This window comes from Aeromonas sp. S5(2024), assembly GCF_041403025.1.
Lineage (GTDB): Bacteria > Pseudomonadota > Gammaproteobacteria > Enterobacterales > Aeromonadaceae > Aeromonas > Aeromonas hydrophila.
This window is the reverse complement of sequence record NZ_JBGLRI010000011.1, coordinates 34495-50288: the sequence shown is the minus strand read 5'-3', so window position 1 is coordinate 50288 and position 15794 is coordinate 34495. Positions and strand designations below refer to the sequence as shown.

9 protein-coding genes, 1 tRNA gene and 3 pseudogenes are annotated in these 15794 nt (G+C 46.8%); 3 read left to right on the top strand and 10 right to left on the bottom strand.

Annotated features, from left to right (window positions below):
* Positions 1–238: 238 nt before the first annotated feature.
* The 3 genes and pseudogenes from ACB032_RS18625 to ACB032_RS18615 form a co-directional block, all read right to left on the bottom strand.
* Positions 239–1377: pseudogene (locus ACB032_RS18625) on the bottom strand (VWA domain-containing protein).
* A 161-nt stretch (positions 1378–1538) separates the two neighbouring features.
* Positions 1539–2192, bottom strand: a complete 654-nt coding sequence (locus ACB032_RS18620) for a hypothetical protein (RefSeq protein WP_371138522.1) — start codon at positions 2190–2192, stop codon at positions 1539–1541.
* Positions 2193–2261: 69 nt separating this feature from the next.
* On the bottom strand, positions 2262–2537 hold the full coding sequence (locus ACB032_RS18615; protein WP_371138521.1) for a TerD family protein: 276 nt from the start codon (positions 2535–2537) through the stop codon (positions 2262–2264).
* A gap of 37 nt (positions 2538–2574) precedes the next feature.
* Here ACB032_RS18615 and ACB032_RS18610 point away from each other — a divergent pair.
* Positions 2575–3522 (top strand): annotated as a pseudogene (locus tag ACB032_RS18610) (IS3 family transposase).
* 544 nt (positions 3523–4066) lie between these two features.
* Here ACB032_RS18610 and ACB032_RS18605 read toward each other — a convergent pair.
* From ACB032_RS18605 to tssD, 5 genes are all read right to left on the bottom strand, one after another.
* Positions 4067–5800: a toxin-antitoxin system YwqK family antitoxin gene (locus ACB032_RS18605; protein WP_371138520.1), complete on the bottom strand. Its 1734-nt coding sequence runs from the start codon at positions 5798–5800 to the stop codon at positions 4067–4069.
* Positions 5801–5812: 12 nt separating this feature from the next.
* On the bottom strand, positions 5813–8086 hold the full coding sequence (locus tag ACB032_RS18600) for a hypothetical protein (RefSeq protein WP_371138519.1): 2274 nt from the start codon (positions 8084–8086) through the stop codon (positions 5813–5815).
* Between the two features lie 323 nt (positions 8087–8409).
* Positions 8410–9390 (bottom strand): tetratricopeptide repeat protein, encoded by a 981-nt coding sequence (locus ACB032_RS18595; RefSeq protein WP_017407989.1) that lies wholly within the window; start codon positions 9388–9390, stop codon positions 8410–8412.
* Between the two features lie 345 nt (positions 9391–9735).
* Entirely contained in the window at positions 9736–10536 is an 801-nt protein-coding gene (locus ACB032_RS18590; RefSeq protein WP_164672830.1) for a lysozyme inhibitor LprI family protein, read from the bottom strand.
* Between the two features lie 1296 nt (positions 10537–11832).
* Positions 11833–12243 carry a type VI secretion system tube protein TssD gene (gene tssD / locus ACB032_RS18585; protein ID WP_017407987.1) on the bottom strand — a complete coding sequence of 137 codons (411 nt, stop codon included), beginning with the start codon at positions 12241–12243 and terminating at the stop codon, positions 11833–11835.
* A gap of 392 nt (positions 12244–12635) precedes the next feature.
* Here tssD and ACB032_RS18580 point away from each other — a divergent pair, with 392 nt between their 5' ends.
* Positions 12636–13610, top strand: coding sequence for an IS5 family transposase (locus ACB032_RS18580; protein WP_026080070.1), 975 nt, complete (start codon positions 12636–12638; stop codon positions 13608–13610).
* A gap of 397 nt (positions 13611–14007) precedes the next feature.
* Here ACB032_RS18580 and ACB032_RS18575 read toward each other — a convergent pair.
* Positions 14008–14834 (bottom strand): annotated as a pseudogene (locus tag ACB032_RS18575) (IS5 family transposase).
* A gap of 464 nt (positions 14835–15298) precedes the next feature.
* Between ACB032_RS18575 and ACB032_RS18570 the strand changes: the two are divergent.
* Positions 15299–15499, top strand: a complete 201-nt coding sequence (locus tag ACB032_RS18570) for a hypothetical protein (protein WP_171283099.1) — start codon at positions 15299–15301, stop codon at positions 15497–15499.
* A gap of 206 nt (positions 15500–15705) precedes the next feature.
* On the opposite strand, the gene ACB032_RS18565 is transcribed toward ACB032_RS18570, so the two are convergent.
* Positions 15706–15793: transfer RNA gene (locus ACB032_RS18565), tRNA-Ser, on the bottom strand.
* Between the last annotated feature and the right edge of the window lies 1 nt (position 15794).

Genomic DNA, 15794 nt, shown 5'->3' with positions numbered 1-15794 from the left:
AGGTTTTGTTATCCTTGAGCATTAACTGCATATTACGGTGGAATTGAACAGACATCCGATGCCATTAGCAATGGTTGTTAGTGTACATCATTTTGGTTTTCAGTAATTTTCGTGGAAACCACTTTGTTCATAACTGACAATTTTTACAAGATGGTACTGGCCTAACGATTACGGCCACTCTAATTTATTAATAATAAAAAAGGCGCCTAGTTTGGCGCACTTTTATAATAAAACCTCGTTAGCTAATAATTGATCTTCCCTTTGCTTCACTCAGCCAACCAGAAAACTCCGTAAGCAACTTGTCATACAGGAGCTCATCTGAAACACTTTGGAAGTCATCTATTGGAAAAAGTCTGTATTATCGATCACCCGGTCGGTAAAATTATCGAGATTTTCCAGAATACCGTAATTTGACCCACCTAGCCCGACAAATTTCCAGAATATTGGGTAGTTGGCAGATTCTCGGATCGCCTCTTTTATTGCTCGTGTCTTGCTTATGCCACCATCTGTGATAAAGACAATGTAGACCGGCTCCTTGCTATCTCTAAAATTATCAATAATTTCATTCATCACAGGAGGTTCGTTATTCGTTCCACCCAATGTTGGGAGCAGTTCAAACAGACCTCTCTTACCAGAGGACTGGATACTTGATATATACCCCTTCAGATTACTGAGAGAGACATTGGGATATTTTTTGTGCCGCTCAGCAAACCCCCAAACGTCCATCTGTCCGTCATCGTCAAACTGAGCAGCCAGCACTGCGATCCTTTCCAAAACAGCTTGGACATTGCCACGCTTGAACTGCGAGGTCATTGAGCCGGAGCCGTCTAGCACGAAAGCAACCTTGGCTTTCACTTGCTCAAGCTTGTGCTTCGCCAGACTCACACCAACAGGTTTTGCCAAACTGACAAGGTAAGGGGCCTGCTCAGCCAGCTTCTTCTCAAGGCTCACGCCTACAGGGGACTTACGAGGTGCTGGAATGGGGGCCGGGGTCGGGGTTGTGGGCTCATCATCAACCACCACACCATAGTTGGTTGCCAGAGCGGCCAGACCGCCGTTAAAGCCCATCCCAAGGGCCTTGAACTTCCACGCTCCGCCGTGTCGGTAAATCTGGCCCATTATCAGAGCCTTCTCGCTGCGATCCACCAGAGGCACTTGATAAGTAACCTGACCGGCAATGCTCAACCCCAGAGAGGAAAGATGGGAGACGGTACTGCTGCCGTCAATCACCACTGTCAGAGCGATCTTCTGAATCGCCTCATCTACCTTTGAGGTGTTCACCGTATAGCGGCCCCCAGTGGCAGTCTTCTCGTAGCTGACTGCGCCATCCGGTGACTCGGGCTGATTGTAGAAGATAAAGTCGCTGTCGCTACGCACCTTATCAACATTTGTTAATAAAAATGCCGATGTATCAATGTCGCCACTGAATTCCCCCCCCCTGCTGATAAGTCACCTCGATAACAAGCTCATGACCCGACAACTGCACGTTCTGACCAGAAATTAATTCCATATCACACCCCCACATACTTCTTAATAAATCAGTAGCCGAAATCTCGCCCAAACCTTACAGAAGTTCTGGCCTGCAAGGCAGATAGACATTCATCGCGTTTTTGTTTATTGCTGAAATTTATCTTTCGCGAACCAAAACGCCCATGAATAAAAAAGTTCACACCTTTCTCTCTCGTTACGCTAGAAATATCTTTAATGTCAATCGCCTCATAATCGCCCATCTTCCTGATGAAGCTCAAACGAAGATTTTCGCCAAAACTTGAGTTTTCAAGATCTGCCGGGATCACAATCTTCTTGTCATTGTCGTCGAAGATAACCCCGAAATATCGTACCGCTACTCGCTCTGCCATCTTTTTTATTGGGTAAAAAAAGGCAATCACAACCAGTGCATCAACGCCAAAAAGTACCTTCGCATATTCAGGAGGAATAGCCGAAAGCAAATAGCTATTGGTGTAAAACATGGCAATAAGGCCAGTGGTGATAATTCCAGAGCTAAATATGATACTTCGCCACAGCAAGCCAGTATCATACACCCGCTGGGTGCCAGAGCCTTTCATGTGGCGTTTTTTAATATTATTATAGTGAAGATATGAAAACAACATGAACGGGAGAAATAAAATCACCCCGATAGCCATGAATATAAATCTCATAATCTCTTCATTAGCGCGATCATTCCTTGCCATAACTTCCCCTAAATTATCAAATGAAAAAGGGCAACATAGGGTTGCCCTTGAATTAATTTTTTTGGTCTATTAAGCCAGATTTACGCCATGGACAGTAGCCAGAGCAGGCAGGCCACCAGCAAAACCTTGACCAACGGCCTTGAACTTCCATTCGCCATTGTTCAGGTACAGCTCGCCGAAGATCATGGCGGTTTCCACGGACGCATCTTCGGACAGGTCGAAGCGGGCAAGTTCTACTTGGCTTTCGTTGTTGGACATGCGGATGAAGGCGTTGGAGACCATGCCGAAGTTTTGCTTGCGCTGATCAGCTTCGTGGACGCCAAAGCCCCCCAGTTCCCTAGACACCTCAGAGCCTTAAAATGAGGCAACTATTGGAGGTGTTATGTCCCGTCAACGTTATCCAGAAACATTCAACATCGAATCGGTTAAACAAATCACCGAGCGCGAACAGCCGGTAGCTGATGTTGTACGAGCCTTTGGGGTAGGCTCAGGCAGTACGGTAAGCCTGCTAACCCCGCGGCACGAAGAATCTGCCTTGCAAGCCGAGATACGCCGTCTGAAAGACGAACTGCGCCAAGTCACCGAGGAGCGCAACATTTTAAAGGAGGCCGCTGCGTACTTTGCCAGCGAGTCAAGGAAAGGTACGCGTTCATAACCTCCTGACTCGGCCGGTACAGTGCGTTACCCTGTGCAAGACCCTTGGGGTTCATCAAAGTAGCTTCTACGCGTGGTTTAAACAGCCCGTATCGTTGTGTCAGCAGCAGGACGAACGGCTGACCGGATTGGTCAAGCAATCCTGGCTGGAAACTGGTGCAGTCTAGGGTTATCGCAAGATCTATCGCGACCTTCGTGACGCAGGGGAAGCCTGCGGCAAGCACCGTGTGGCCAAATTAATGAAGCGAGAAGGGCTGCGTTCGCAAACGGGCTATCAACGTCGCCAGGGGCATTATGGGGGCAAGAGCCCACAGGCAGCCCCAAACATGCTGGCACGTCAGTTCAAGGTGCTAGACCTGTTCTCTCGCCAAACCGTCAGCTGGTCGATGAAGTCACGCATGGCGGCAGACTTGGCGGTGGATGGCAGGACTTTCTGAAGGCCCGCGACTTGCGTTGCCGTATGAGCTGGCGGGGTAACTGTCACGACAACGCTGTCGCCGAGAGCTGCTTTCCATTACTCAAGCGCAGGATTTACCCGACAAGAGATGAAGCCCGCAGCGACGTATTTGATTATATCTAGATGTTTTACAACCCAATCAGGCACCATGGTTCCAATGATGGGCTGTCGCCGGTAGAGTTTGAAATGCAGTTTATTTTTCAGCAACAGAGTGTCTAGAAAACCAAGGGCGATTCACCCCAGGATTTGGATAAATATTTAGGTGGTGGTCTATAAAGCCGCTAGGGGTTTTCATCCTGAGCGCTAGCCTGGTAAAACAAGGAACTGGACACCAGAAATTATAGTGGAGCTCAATCCGGAAAAGGAACGTCAAGCGGCATGAACAATGACAACTATCTTGAAAAATACCGTTCATGAATGGCCGAAAGACAAAAAACCATTGCATACCTCCGTTTGGTGGCTGTCAATGAGCTTGAGCTGACCGTTTTGCTCGAGCATGACCTGGAATTCAGCTTCCGACTCCTGCACTCAAAAAAGGTCAGTGAGCAGGTATGTCGACCGCCCCTCTGGCTATGGCAGTGGTCCGAGGGTAGAGTTCTTGTTGATCATGGCATATCACCTCTGTTGATTTATATTTCTTGCTGAAATCACTCAGCATAATACTTCATGTTCTCCCTCCCCCAACACGCCATAAATAGCCATAACTCCCGTTCGGAGGCATCACCTACTTACTCGGAGATTAATAAAAGGGAAGTTTCTTAAGCTAGTAAATAGGGGGAAATAGGTCTGAGGTGACCACCGGTGGCGGCATTTCCTGATTTAAAAACTGGCCATGATTATAACTGTCAATCACTTTTATCCAGCCATGCACCTCAAACTCGTATTGCTTACCATCAAGCCTGCCCTGCTCGTCATAATTGGCGATTTGGAGCACATAATCTTCAGATGAGCGCAGTTCCCAATGGCCGACTTGTTTACCCTGGTCGAAACGACCATACCAATAACGTCTTTCAGGATTGGGTATTGGGCGGAAGCCGTACTCACCATCGGTAAATATCCAATCGCCATCCTGTTGACCATTGCGGTATACGCCTTTTTCATACAGTTGACCATTGTTGGCGTAACGTTGCACTAAGCCGTCGGAGGTGCCATGGTTAAAATTTATTAATTCAAGCAGTTGCCCTGAACTTGTCTCATTACGAAACTCGCCATGGAGTTCACCATTGTCATCATAGCTAAAGGTGAGGCTGGCATCTTCTTGCTGCTTCTTCCATTTGCCAGAGGGTTTGTCATTGGTATATTGACCCTGTTCAGCCACCCAACGCTTACCAGTTTCATGGTCGAATTTCACCATTTCATAGGGGCCTTCACGCTTGCCTGCGTTAAAATGCTCGCGGGTGATAACGTCTGTACCACTACGGCGCTTGACGGAGTCCACATACAAGCCTGTTAATATTTTATCGAGTTCCTCGCGACGATTCACTAATTCACCTTGCTCGTAGTCTTCGCTAAGTGACCAGTTTTTGAGTAGATCGTTTTCTGTGCTCTCAATCAGTTGGCCTTTACTAAAGCGCTGCTGTTTACGATAAACCCAGCGATTACCTTGGTATTTACTGTCAGTGGTTTTTTTAATTTTCCCTTGTTCATCGTATTCAATGGCTTGGAGGGCATTACCTTTATCGTTAGTCAGTTCCTTTAATTGGATCTGACCATTCTCATAGTAAGTCAGTTGCTCACCAACCTTATAATCACCTTGAAATCGGTAATGGCGTTTGACTTTGCCATTGTCAAAATATTCAAAATAGTCACCGTGCCTTTTGTCTTTAACGTACTCTTGGGTCGAGATGACTTGCCCATTTAGGCCCCAAGTGGTCTCAGTACCTTGCAATAAACCATCAACGCGATGTTCTTCACGGTTAAGTTTACCAAGATTAAAATATTGACTCACGCAGGTTGGGTCATTGCAGATCTTGGCGGTGACTTCACCTTCGGGGCCAAAATGTTCACTGATGCCGACTTCTTGGCCATCTTTAAAGGTGGTTTTGTAGCGGATATTGCCACCATTCCAATAACCCTTTTCTAGACCTTGTTTCACACCATTTTCATAGTGCGATTCAACATACAGTTGGCCCGTGGCAATGTATTTTTTAAGCAAGCCATGAAGTTGACCTTGCTCGTTACGAAAGCCTTGTTCATATGGCTTGCCATCCTCAAAGTAACATTGATAAGCACCACGGAATTGTTCGCTGATAATTTTTTTACCGATGTTGTTATCGGCGAGGGCACTAGCGCAAAAAAGCATACCTTTGTTTTTGTAATAAATCTCAGCCTTATAATGACCGTCTATTACTTCAGTCGATAGCTTTAAATAGTACTGAGCTTGTTTTTCATCTTTGACGACCTTCCAATGAGCATCTAGTAACACCTTTTCCGCATTAGCATGGGTGCTGATAAGTGCAAGTGCTCCTAGGAGGAGTTTTACTTTAAATAAACGCACAACAGCTCCTTTTTATGGCAAAGGTTTAAAGGTGAACTCATAGGGAATATCTCTGGGTTCTTTGGCTATCGTCATATAACTCACCTTGGCGGCGGGGCCTGCAACACTCAAATAGCGCCCATCGACTAGCACCTCGTTAATCGGCTGAACAGTATTTTCGGGGAGTCTAATGGTTAACAGATTACCTTGAGCATCTTCGACCTTGAAGTAATTTTTAAGATCGCTACTCGGCTCATTGCCATATCCGGTTTTTGTCAGCCAAGATTGTAAGTCGATTAACCAAGGGCGGTCTGTCACTGCCAGTTCTAAAGGCTGCCAATTGATATCACCTTGGCACCGGATCTTGCCTTTAATCTGTTTATCGTAGAAAAACTGCCGAATTTTATCCTGAGTCATTAAGATATAGGCGGCACCGTTTGGGGCATTGGAATCAAACTGCCAAGTGACTGTATTTTTACCCTCATTAAAAGTTTGTTCTACTTCAGGTTTACAGGAAGTCGCCAAAGCCGCTGACATGGGAATATACAGATTATGACCATTATCAGTCACAAGTTTTATCCCCTGGATCGTACTTACTTCAGCTGTTGACGCATTTAGATCAGGCTTGGAGAAGCTACCTAGGCTAGTGCTGCCAAACTCGCTGGGAGGGTTTGCCAGATTTTTGTTGTACTCGGTAAATTGTACAAAGCGGATCGTCTTGGTTTGAGTCAACTCCGGCTGGTTTTTTTTCTCGATTAACACCACGGTTTTTGGGGGCTCATCGAGCTTGAGTAACAGTGCGTTGCTGGTGAGGTGATGGCTCTCATCGGCCCCAATTAATTGTTCTAGCAGCTCCTTTTCTGTCGCCGTTAACCAGAAGGGATAATTACCTTCGCGACGGGCCTCTGCGATCATGCCTTTAAACTGTTGGAAAGGCAGATTAATACTCTGATCTTCACTCTGTTTTGATATGACTTTAAAAAGTTTCGCCTCGGCATCGAGCACCTGGATTGTTAGGCTGGCATCGCCAAAGGTGTAAGGTGTTGCCAGTAATTCATCCCACGACTTTTCGACGATCTTATTCGTCTGTGGGATAAGCGTTAGCTTGGCATTAATATGGTCTATCTGCTTGATTTTATTAGCAGTGTTATCCCAACCAGTAGCAACAATATCGATTGAAGACTCAATCGTGCGATTGTAATTCCTCGCCGACCCTTTGCCATGCTGCCAGAAATGAATATCAATCGGTTTGCCACTTGCATCAAAGGCAGTTAAGTCTTCATAACGCACATCGGCTTCCACATATTGCTGACTCATATTGTGGACAAAGCGTAATTGCAGATCTTCAGGGGTATCAGTACCCCAACTGCCAATATTATCTAAAATACCTTGTTGTTCCGGTAATAAGGATTGTATAAATGTCTTATTATTGGGGAGATACTCCCGCTGCACATCACTAATGCGGTACAGTTCTTTTTTCAGGTCATCCATATCACGGTCAGTATCGTAGGTATCATCGGCATGCCAAAGCATGCTCATGATATAAGGCCTATCCTTAGGTGCCATGACGATACGATGGGTGAAGGTGCTACCTTGGCGCTCTTCCCGTTGAAAAAACGCCATGCTCTCTAACCAACCGGTTTTGCGGTTAAGTTCGAATTTTCCATAGGCCTTATACTTGCCTTTCTCTCCTTGCAGTATGGCGATCAACTTATCTTCACTAACCTGCTCAACTGTCCAGGTTAAGCGCGCATCCATGGGGGCGCTGATGCTATAACCGACGCTAGGCTCAAGCGCTACAGGCAAGGTTGGAGCTTGTTTAAACAAGCTATTCAGAGTCACCCAGTGGTCAAATAATTCCTTGATGTCTTTTTGATCCATCTTGGCAATAGGAGTCAGTTGGCGGACTGTACCATTGTTAAATTCTACATTAAAGCCATCTTTAACCAATTGAAATATTTCATTGGAGTTGCCTTTAGGGTCTATATTACTCACCGGAATCGGCATACCATAGTCGCTAATTTGCAGCATATTAGGTTGGATAAAAAAACGGGCGTTAGGAGTTAACGGCGTTGTTAAGCTGGCCACCTTGCCCTCTGCGTCTTGTACTTGGTAATCCAGCAGTAATCGTGCCTGCAGCACTTTGCGGGTTTCGAAACCATCATTGAGGTGTGAGGTGGAGATGATCTGATACTCGCGCTCAGTAGGAATGTCTGTCGACTGGTCAGAAACGCTATTATCGCAAGCCGTTAACCCAAACGTGAGCATGACAGTGGTATAAACTACCCTGCATATTCCTATAGTCATCTTAACTCCATTGAAATTTATACAATGATATTCGTTCAGAAAGTTATGGTGTTGCACAAAAATATATTGACTTATGGTATTGGCATCAATCCACAGGATGAATGAGCCATGGTTAATTAAAGCCTTGTTGTATGAATAACTGTTGGTGAGTGGGAAGCAACTTGCAAATAATACAGATTTGAATGGAATGGAGGTGCTAAGCTCACCACCATCTCAATTAGTTCCATTCAAGCTGAATCGATTTTTTCAACGACCCTCAAAAATGATAAAATAAAGACAGGAGACCATAGGTAGTTATAAAAGGCCAGAAGGCCTTTATTGGATTACTTGATAGTTTGTTTGCCGTAACGCTCTAAATAGTCGCGAGCCTTGTTGCGCGCCTCGGCTGTTTGCCCAGTCTTGAGCAAATGAGTGACACGTTCTAGGTCCGGCTGACCAGACTCAAAACCGTTTTTTACTGCCACATCCATCCAAGCATAGGCCTCGACCATATCCTGCTTGAGACCATGCCCATTCTCATAGAGCCAGCCCAAACTGTATTGAGATTTCGCATAACCGGCTTCAGCTGCACGGCGAAACAAATTGGCAGCCTTTTCATAGTCTTGATTTACCCCATCACCTTCGACATAGATCCAACCTGCCGCATTCGAGGCCGCAGGGACCTTATTATCAGCCGCCATCAAGAACAGAGTGAGTGCCCGTTTCACGTCCTGTTTCACCCCTCGTCCTTCGCGATACATCCATCCCAGCGAATCTTGGGCCAAACCAAACCCCTGAGCGGAAGCCATGTCGAAATAGCGTACAGCCATGGCATCGGATTTGACTACCCCATTCCCCTGTTCATATAAAAGTCCCAGATTGTACTGCGCTTCGCCATAGCCTTGATCGGCCGCTTTACGAAACAGTTCGACGGCCTTGGCGTAATCCTGCTCCACTCCTTCACCACTACTGTAGAGCACCCCTAGGCTGCCCTGCCCGGCTGCATAGTCCTGTGCAGCACTCTTTTCAAACCAGAAACGAGCTTTGTCATAGTCAGGTGTTTCACTGCAAAACGAGTAGAGGCAACCGACCAGATACTGAGCTTCGGCATCTCCTTGATTGGCAGCTTTTTCCATCCAGAGGATCGCATTGGTATTATCTTGAGCGAAGCTATAGCGCTTGCCCATGATTTTTTGTGCCTGTATGTCTCCCGCTTGTGCGGCAACCAGAACGACCTCCATCGTCTCCGAGGTCCAGTCACGAGGGACTGGTGATGTACAGCCGGTAATAACAACGGCTAGTAAAATACTCATTAGCTTCTTCATCTATGATTTCCTGATTGATACATTTTGAGATAGAGTTTTATTAAATCACGCAGTAATATCGTGACGACGTGAGCTTGAATATGATTGAGCGTTCACCTTGTGGAATAAGCTGATAGCAGTGGCCTATGGGTATTAGCGTTTGCTCGCCGATAGGCCACATCGCTAAACCAATTTTGCGACAGTTTTTGAGCCTGTCAGACTTCGTGCCAATGGGATGACCGCCCCTACCTGTGCTAATCACTCTTACTTGCTGGGGAGGTAACTCCCCAGCTCTCATCATGCCCTTTTAAAAACTGCGGTGAAAATAAGCCGAACCGCACTTTAAGTTAAAATATTGGGTATGACTTATTGTTGACCACTCAGGTATTTAATTCTAGCCTTGGTCATCTCAGTTTGGCATTCATATATTTCTATTCTAGCTGATGTGGAGAGACTGGCGTTATTTGCCCGTTCAATGCCGCCACATTTATTTTCCTTATCCCATACCCAAGATACCTGTTCATTTTTCATAGATGCTCTGAAAGATGCTGGTATAGATTTCCAAATTTTGTTTAAGTGAACATCTTCAGCCTCATAAGCTTTCTTAGCAATGGCAACTTTAGAAGGATCATTTCGTTGAATGATATCATCTTTAGTTATCGACAGGTATGATGCCTTAGCCAAGGACATTGTAGTTTCGTAGGCATCACCTAATGTTACTGAAATATCTTTACCATTGTCAGACAATCTTATTCTATAAGAGATTCCCTTCCATGTTAAGTTACCATTTTTATACAAGCCTCGACTTTCCCTAATAAATTCAGAGAATACTTCTGGCGCCTTCTCGGCTAACTCCATCAATTCAACCGATACTGCCATTGATACAGTTGCTAGACACTTCAACTCTGGAGATGAATCATTGGTGGTAGACACTTCAGATATACTAAAAGGAACCTTTTCAACTTGATTTTGAAAGCGTTCGAGCATCTCTGGTGAAACTGAAATTCTTGACAAAGCATTGTCATGCAATGCTACCGTTAGTGCGTTCACAGCATCTTCACGACCACACTTGAAAGGCAACGTGTCTTTTTGGGAGTCAAAAAAACCAGCATTAACTGTACTTGATAGTCCAAGTATGGATACCAAAACAAGGAATTTACACTTCATATTAATTCAACCTTGAAATTAAAGTAAATAAACAAAAAACACCCATAAAACACTGCTTTTCGCTCACGCCTAAGCAATATTATCCACTGTGCTGGGTACTACCCAAGCTATCATCACCGATGTCTCGAACATCGAGTTTATTGATAACTTATCGAACAGCGCTTCTCTCGAAAGGTGGATACATAATTATGTCATTTTCTTTTATCCTCCCCTTTATTCTTATGCAATTCTTAGAGTTCAGGGATTAACATCTTTTGATAGGTGTTTGCCCCCAAAGAAAGGCTGCTGTGACAACAATAAATATTACCATATTGTGTGGGTCGCGGCACCAGAGCCCAGGGCCACAAACTCACTAGCGGAGTTCGGGTATTATAGTAATTTGGATCGTTGCTCTCCGAAGAGATTTCGATGCTATCAAGCTGCCAGCCACAGCGGGTGCCGCCATCAAGAGCGCCCCTGACTGAATAGTGGCCAGATTTGGGATAAATCAGAGTAAAGTATGTTGCGAGATCGCCACTGTTACGAGTACAACCCTTGGTTGAATAGTAATTTGGCACTATGGTCACTTTGACCTCTGGCGGGATCTACCCATCAATGGTGAGCTAGCGGTTCTGCTGCGGCAGGTCCAACGGCGGGTGGTTATAATCCTGTTTGAGACGGCGCGCGAAACGCAGCCGCTTAACAGGGTGAAGCAGCGCAGGGTTAGCACTTTTATTTTCACGTTCATGATACTGGCCTCTATTTACGGGGAGCTTGCCATCGGCGGGTAATGACAAACTGCTCCGGCTCAGTTTGCCCCTGTGGAGATAGGGGTTGTAATTGGTTGTCGACCTGTAGCGCGACATGCTCACCCTTGCATATAGAGCCATCGATTCAGCACTGACAATTATGTTCTGCCTCCGCAAAGAGGGCGATAGGCTTGCCCGTCATTCGTCACACTAATAGATGTTCATTGCGGTCTCTTGCTGGACAAGCAGTGCCTAAGCCCTTGCCAACTCTTGCACCCACACACCCTCGCCGCGCAGCCACGCTACCGCCCTCTCCTGTGCCACAAGGGCCACCAAAGATAAGGGGGTTAACAGGTTACGAGCGGTTCGGGTCTGCATCACAGGATACCCTTTAGTGCTTTGCCATCCCTCTGCGCTCACCGGCGGGGCATCAAACCCCGGCAGGGGAATGGCAAAACAGAAAAGCTCCAGCTAACCCATTGGCCGGGCTGGATAAAATGCACGAGACAAAACATAACCCCAAAAAATCAGGGTGGATTACAAGGCATGTCAGGGTTGAACATGAGACTTACGCCTCAATCGGCGCACACCAGTCATCGGTGCCAGAGGTACCGGCAACGATGGTGGCATCGGTCAGCACAGTAGAGAAAAAAGACTCCTGCTTACTCTCGACAGAGGTGCGGTACCCCTTCAGGGTCACTTTCGGCAGCATTTCGCCGGATGCCAGCGAGTTGTAGATCAGCGGCACGGCTTTGTTCAGCGCAACGGTGAACTTGAACGGCTTGTGGACACGCTGACCCGCAGGCTGACTAGATTGCGAGTCAGTCGGGACTGTAACGACGTTCTGGAACTCTTGTACCAGTATCTCGTCTTCGTGACCTTGCACGAAGATGTTGTCTGTGGAGTCATAAGTGAAAGCACTGGCAGTGATGTTGCCCAGGGTTTTACCTTCGATGCTGATATAACATGGCGTTGGCATGGGTATGCTTCTAAATAGGTTGGTTAAACGAGATAGCTCTCAGCCTCAAGCAAAGACCGCGCCACATTTTTTTTGTTATTTATCAAAAGCTTAATGAAACAAATCCCCACAATAGCTTAGACGAGAGCAATATCTTGCTTATATTTCGTAAAAAATCTACAGATCATTGCCTTACTAGGGATTTAAACCGAAAAAATAACAACTTATTGCTCAATTCAGAGAAAAATTCTGAACTTGATAGTGTTATCTACTTCTGCCACCCCGATATTCAGACGTATCAATCCCTGCTTAAGGGCCCAGGGGAATGCCTGGCTCTTACTGCTAGGGAAGGTGCGAACAAGTCCCTGATGTGAGATCATGAGCCCCACTTGGCATCAGGGATGAGGTACAGCATGAGTCACCAACTCACCTTCGCGGACTGCGAGTTCAATGGCAAACGTCGCAAAATCCGCAAAGAGATATTCTTGGCCCGAATGGACGCTGTACTCTCATGGTCAAGGATGTTGGCGGTCATCGAATCCGTCTATCCAAAGGCGGGTAACGGACGTCGTCCCTACCCACTCGATACCATGCTGCGCATTCACTGCATGCAGCAGTGGTACAACCTCAGCGACAGTGCCATGAAAGATGCTCTCTACGAGATTGCCTCGATGCGTCTGTTTGCCAAACTCTCCTTGGACCTGGCCATCCCTGACCGCACTACCATCATGAACTTCCGTTATTTGCTGGAGCTGCATCAACTGACCCGCCAGATCTTTGAAGCCGTCAACCAGTTGCTTTGTGAGGCTGGCATCATGATGAAGCAAGGCTCGTTGGTCGATGCCACCATCATCGAGGCCCCCAACTCCAACAAAAACAAGCGTAAAGGGCGCGACCCCGAGATGCACCAGACCAAGAAAGGCAATCAGTGGTATTTCGGCATGAAGGCTCATATCGGCGTCGATGCCAAGAGTGGCCTGACTCACAGTCTGGAGACCGCGTCAGCCAACGAGCACGACCTCAATCAGGTGGGTCATCTGCTCCATGGCAAGGAAGAGTTTGTGTGCGCTGATGCGGGATATCAGGGGGCAGAAAACCGTGAAGAGCTGGCGGATGTAAAGGCACAATGGGCGATTGCCATGTGCCCTGGCAAGCTCAAAGAGCTCAAAAAGCATCCTCGTAAAAACAAAGCAGTTATTGCCTTTGAGAAGCTCAAGTCCAGCATCCGCGCCAAGGTGGAACACCCGTTCCGGCTCATCAAATGTCAGTTCGGTTTTGTGAAAGCGCGGTACAAGGGACTGCTGAAGAACGACAACCAACTGGCGAATCTGTTTCGAGTGGACCAGATGATACGGGCATGGGGTAACTGTGCCCAACAATTGAAATAAGCCTCGAAAATGAGGCTAAATGTCGTTTAATAGCCCGATACTTGAGGTAAAAAGTCAGGTTTTTGGAGTGATGGGCATTTCAAATGCGGACAAGGAGTTCGTAATGAAGGTGCGGCCCACTTGTTCGCACCTTCCCTAGCTCCCAGTTTCTCCACAATGCGTTCCAGATGAAGGTGACAATCTGAAGAGTGATACCCAGAGTTTGGGCGATATCACTGGCTTGCCTCCCCTCTACTGCCCACTGACAGACCTCCGACTTCCACAAGCTCAAAGCGTGACGAGATGGCATGGATGACGTACACACCCGTACGACAGCTTCGAAGACATGGCCATTAAGCCCATGCCACGGAATGGTGATGCCATCACGTGGCTCAGCTTTTTGGACTATGCTCCGTTCTCAAAATGCTGGTTTTCTGTTCACACATAACTCGCGCAAGCAGCGAAGGCAGAAAGCCAGTTTGATAAAAGCAGCAAAACTCTTGGCTAGCTTTTCATATCTCTTTGAAAGCTGACGAAACTTCTTCAACTAATCGCAGCCCAACTCCACGACATTGCGTCCGTGGTAATGCACCTTGTCCAGTACCAATGAACGCCCCTTATGGCACCGTTGCTGGTCGCTGCCATGCGGAATAGCCGCCTTATCCTTCTCCATCGTAGCTCAGCTGCTATAAGCCTTGTCTCGCGTTCGGTAGCCATCTGATGACCTTGGTATCCTCGCCATGGCCAACGCGCTTGTCGCATAGCTCATTTTCGCTGATTGCCCCGGTGACAGGCAGAAGCTCAGTAGTAAGCCATAACCGTCAGTTTTACTGCCCCCCACAAAAAGCCAAGCGATTGATTAATTGATATTTTCTACGTGACTCGGCAGCACCTTTGGATGCTCTGGCATTGGAACCGTCCAGGCACCACAGGTTGAAATCGATGAGCCCTCCTTCATTAAGCTTGAGTTGCAGCGCTTCCAGAATGGCATCAATCCGGCCTACATCCTGCCAACGCCGGAAGGTGTTGTAGACTGAATGCTATGGTACGAAACGTATTGGGAGGTCTGGCCAAGGAGCTCCGGTGTGAAGTATCCAGAGAATCCTATCGAGCACTTGGCCCGGTTCACAGATAGGGTGCCCGAGTAGACATCGAGAAGGAAAGCTAGGGCTCAATAAGCCCCCATTGTGCATCAGTCAGCTGATAACTGCGGACACGGAATGGATCGTAAGCGGTTGAGAAGATATGAGATTATATCTTCATCACTTTAAGAGCACAGCTTAGTGCTAAGAGATAAATGGCCAACGGCAGTCCCGAATCCTGAATTTAGGGGACGATGTTAATGATCCAACGTCTGCACGCACACCGACCGTGGCAGTAGGGTATGGTAATAGCCCTCAACGCACCTCCAGACGAAAAGCTCAAAGCCTTCGTCCTATCTATCGTGCTTTCATCAACTTTCCGCATGACCGTGACATATCTTTGGAGATCCCAGGAATTCAGACTGACAATTACCTGATAGTGTTCAAAAAATTAGGCAGTTCAATTCTGAAGTACCCCAACACGAAGATCTATTATTCCGAGTTGTTGTGGCTACCGCTCATCCAGAACGAGGAGCGGCTGATTATCCCTCTAGCAGGAGAATGGGAAGACCGGAAAACCTCGAAAACTATCAGGAATGAAAATCTTGGTCAAAAGCCAAGAAAACCTTGTTACTTAACGAGTTAGATACGGCAAAGGAAGAAGCCAAACAGGCTAGAAGAGCGGGGAATAAAGATAAAGCATGCGTGTTCTTTATTGGGGAGCAGAAAGCAGATCGCCTAGAAACGTTTTATGCCAGTGATTCTCGCCTGAACTGCTCGATTATTGGCAACATTGTCTATCTGAAGTATGAATTGGCAATACCATGAAACATACAGGACATCACTGGTATTGGTAACGAGCCACGTTTCGTCAGTAGTTGTGAAAGAGGCTCCCACCAAAAAGGTTGAACCGACACTTGTCCGAAGAAATGAAATCAAAGAGAAGGGCAGCCGACATCCAATCACATACCTGGTGGCATGCTGAAAATCGCAGATGAAAAATCCAACTTAATCAATTAGTTGGGTTATAGATATGGCGGAGGAGGTGGGATTTGAACCCACGGATGGTCGCCCATCGCCGGTTTTCAAGACCGGTGCATTCAGCCGCTCTGCCACCCCTCCG

What these genes read in the sequence shown, in the direction of transcription:
- ACB032_RS18620 (WP_371138522.1), bottom strand. Translation starts at nt 2,192, where the DNA reads ATGGCAAGGAATGATCGCGCTAATGAAGAGATTATGAGATTTATATTC.
- ACB032_RS18600 (WP_371138519.1), bottom strand. Translation starts at nt 8,086, where the DNA reads ATGACTATAGGAATATGCAGGGTAGTTTATACCACTGTCATGCTCACG.
- ACB032_RS18595 (WP_017407989.1), bottom strand. Translation starts at nt 9,390, where the DNA reads ATGAAGAAGCTAATGAGTATTTTACTAGCCGTTGTTATTACCGGCTGT.
- ACB032_RS18590 (WP_164672830.1), bottom strand. Translation starts at nt 10,536, where the DNA reads ATGAAGTGTAAATTCCTTGTTTTGGTATCCATACTTGGACTATCAAGT.
- tssD (WP_017407987.1), bottom strand. Translation starts at nt 12,243, where the DNA reads ATGCCAACGCCATGTTATATCAGCATCGAAGGTAAAACCCTGGGCAAC.
- ACB032_RS18580 (WP_026080070.1), top strand. Translation starts at nt 12,636, where the DNA reads ATGAGTCACCAACTCACCTTCGCGGACTGCGAGTTCAATGGCAAACGT.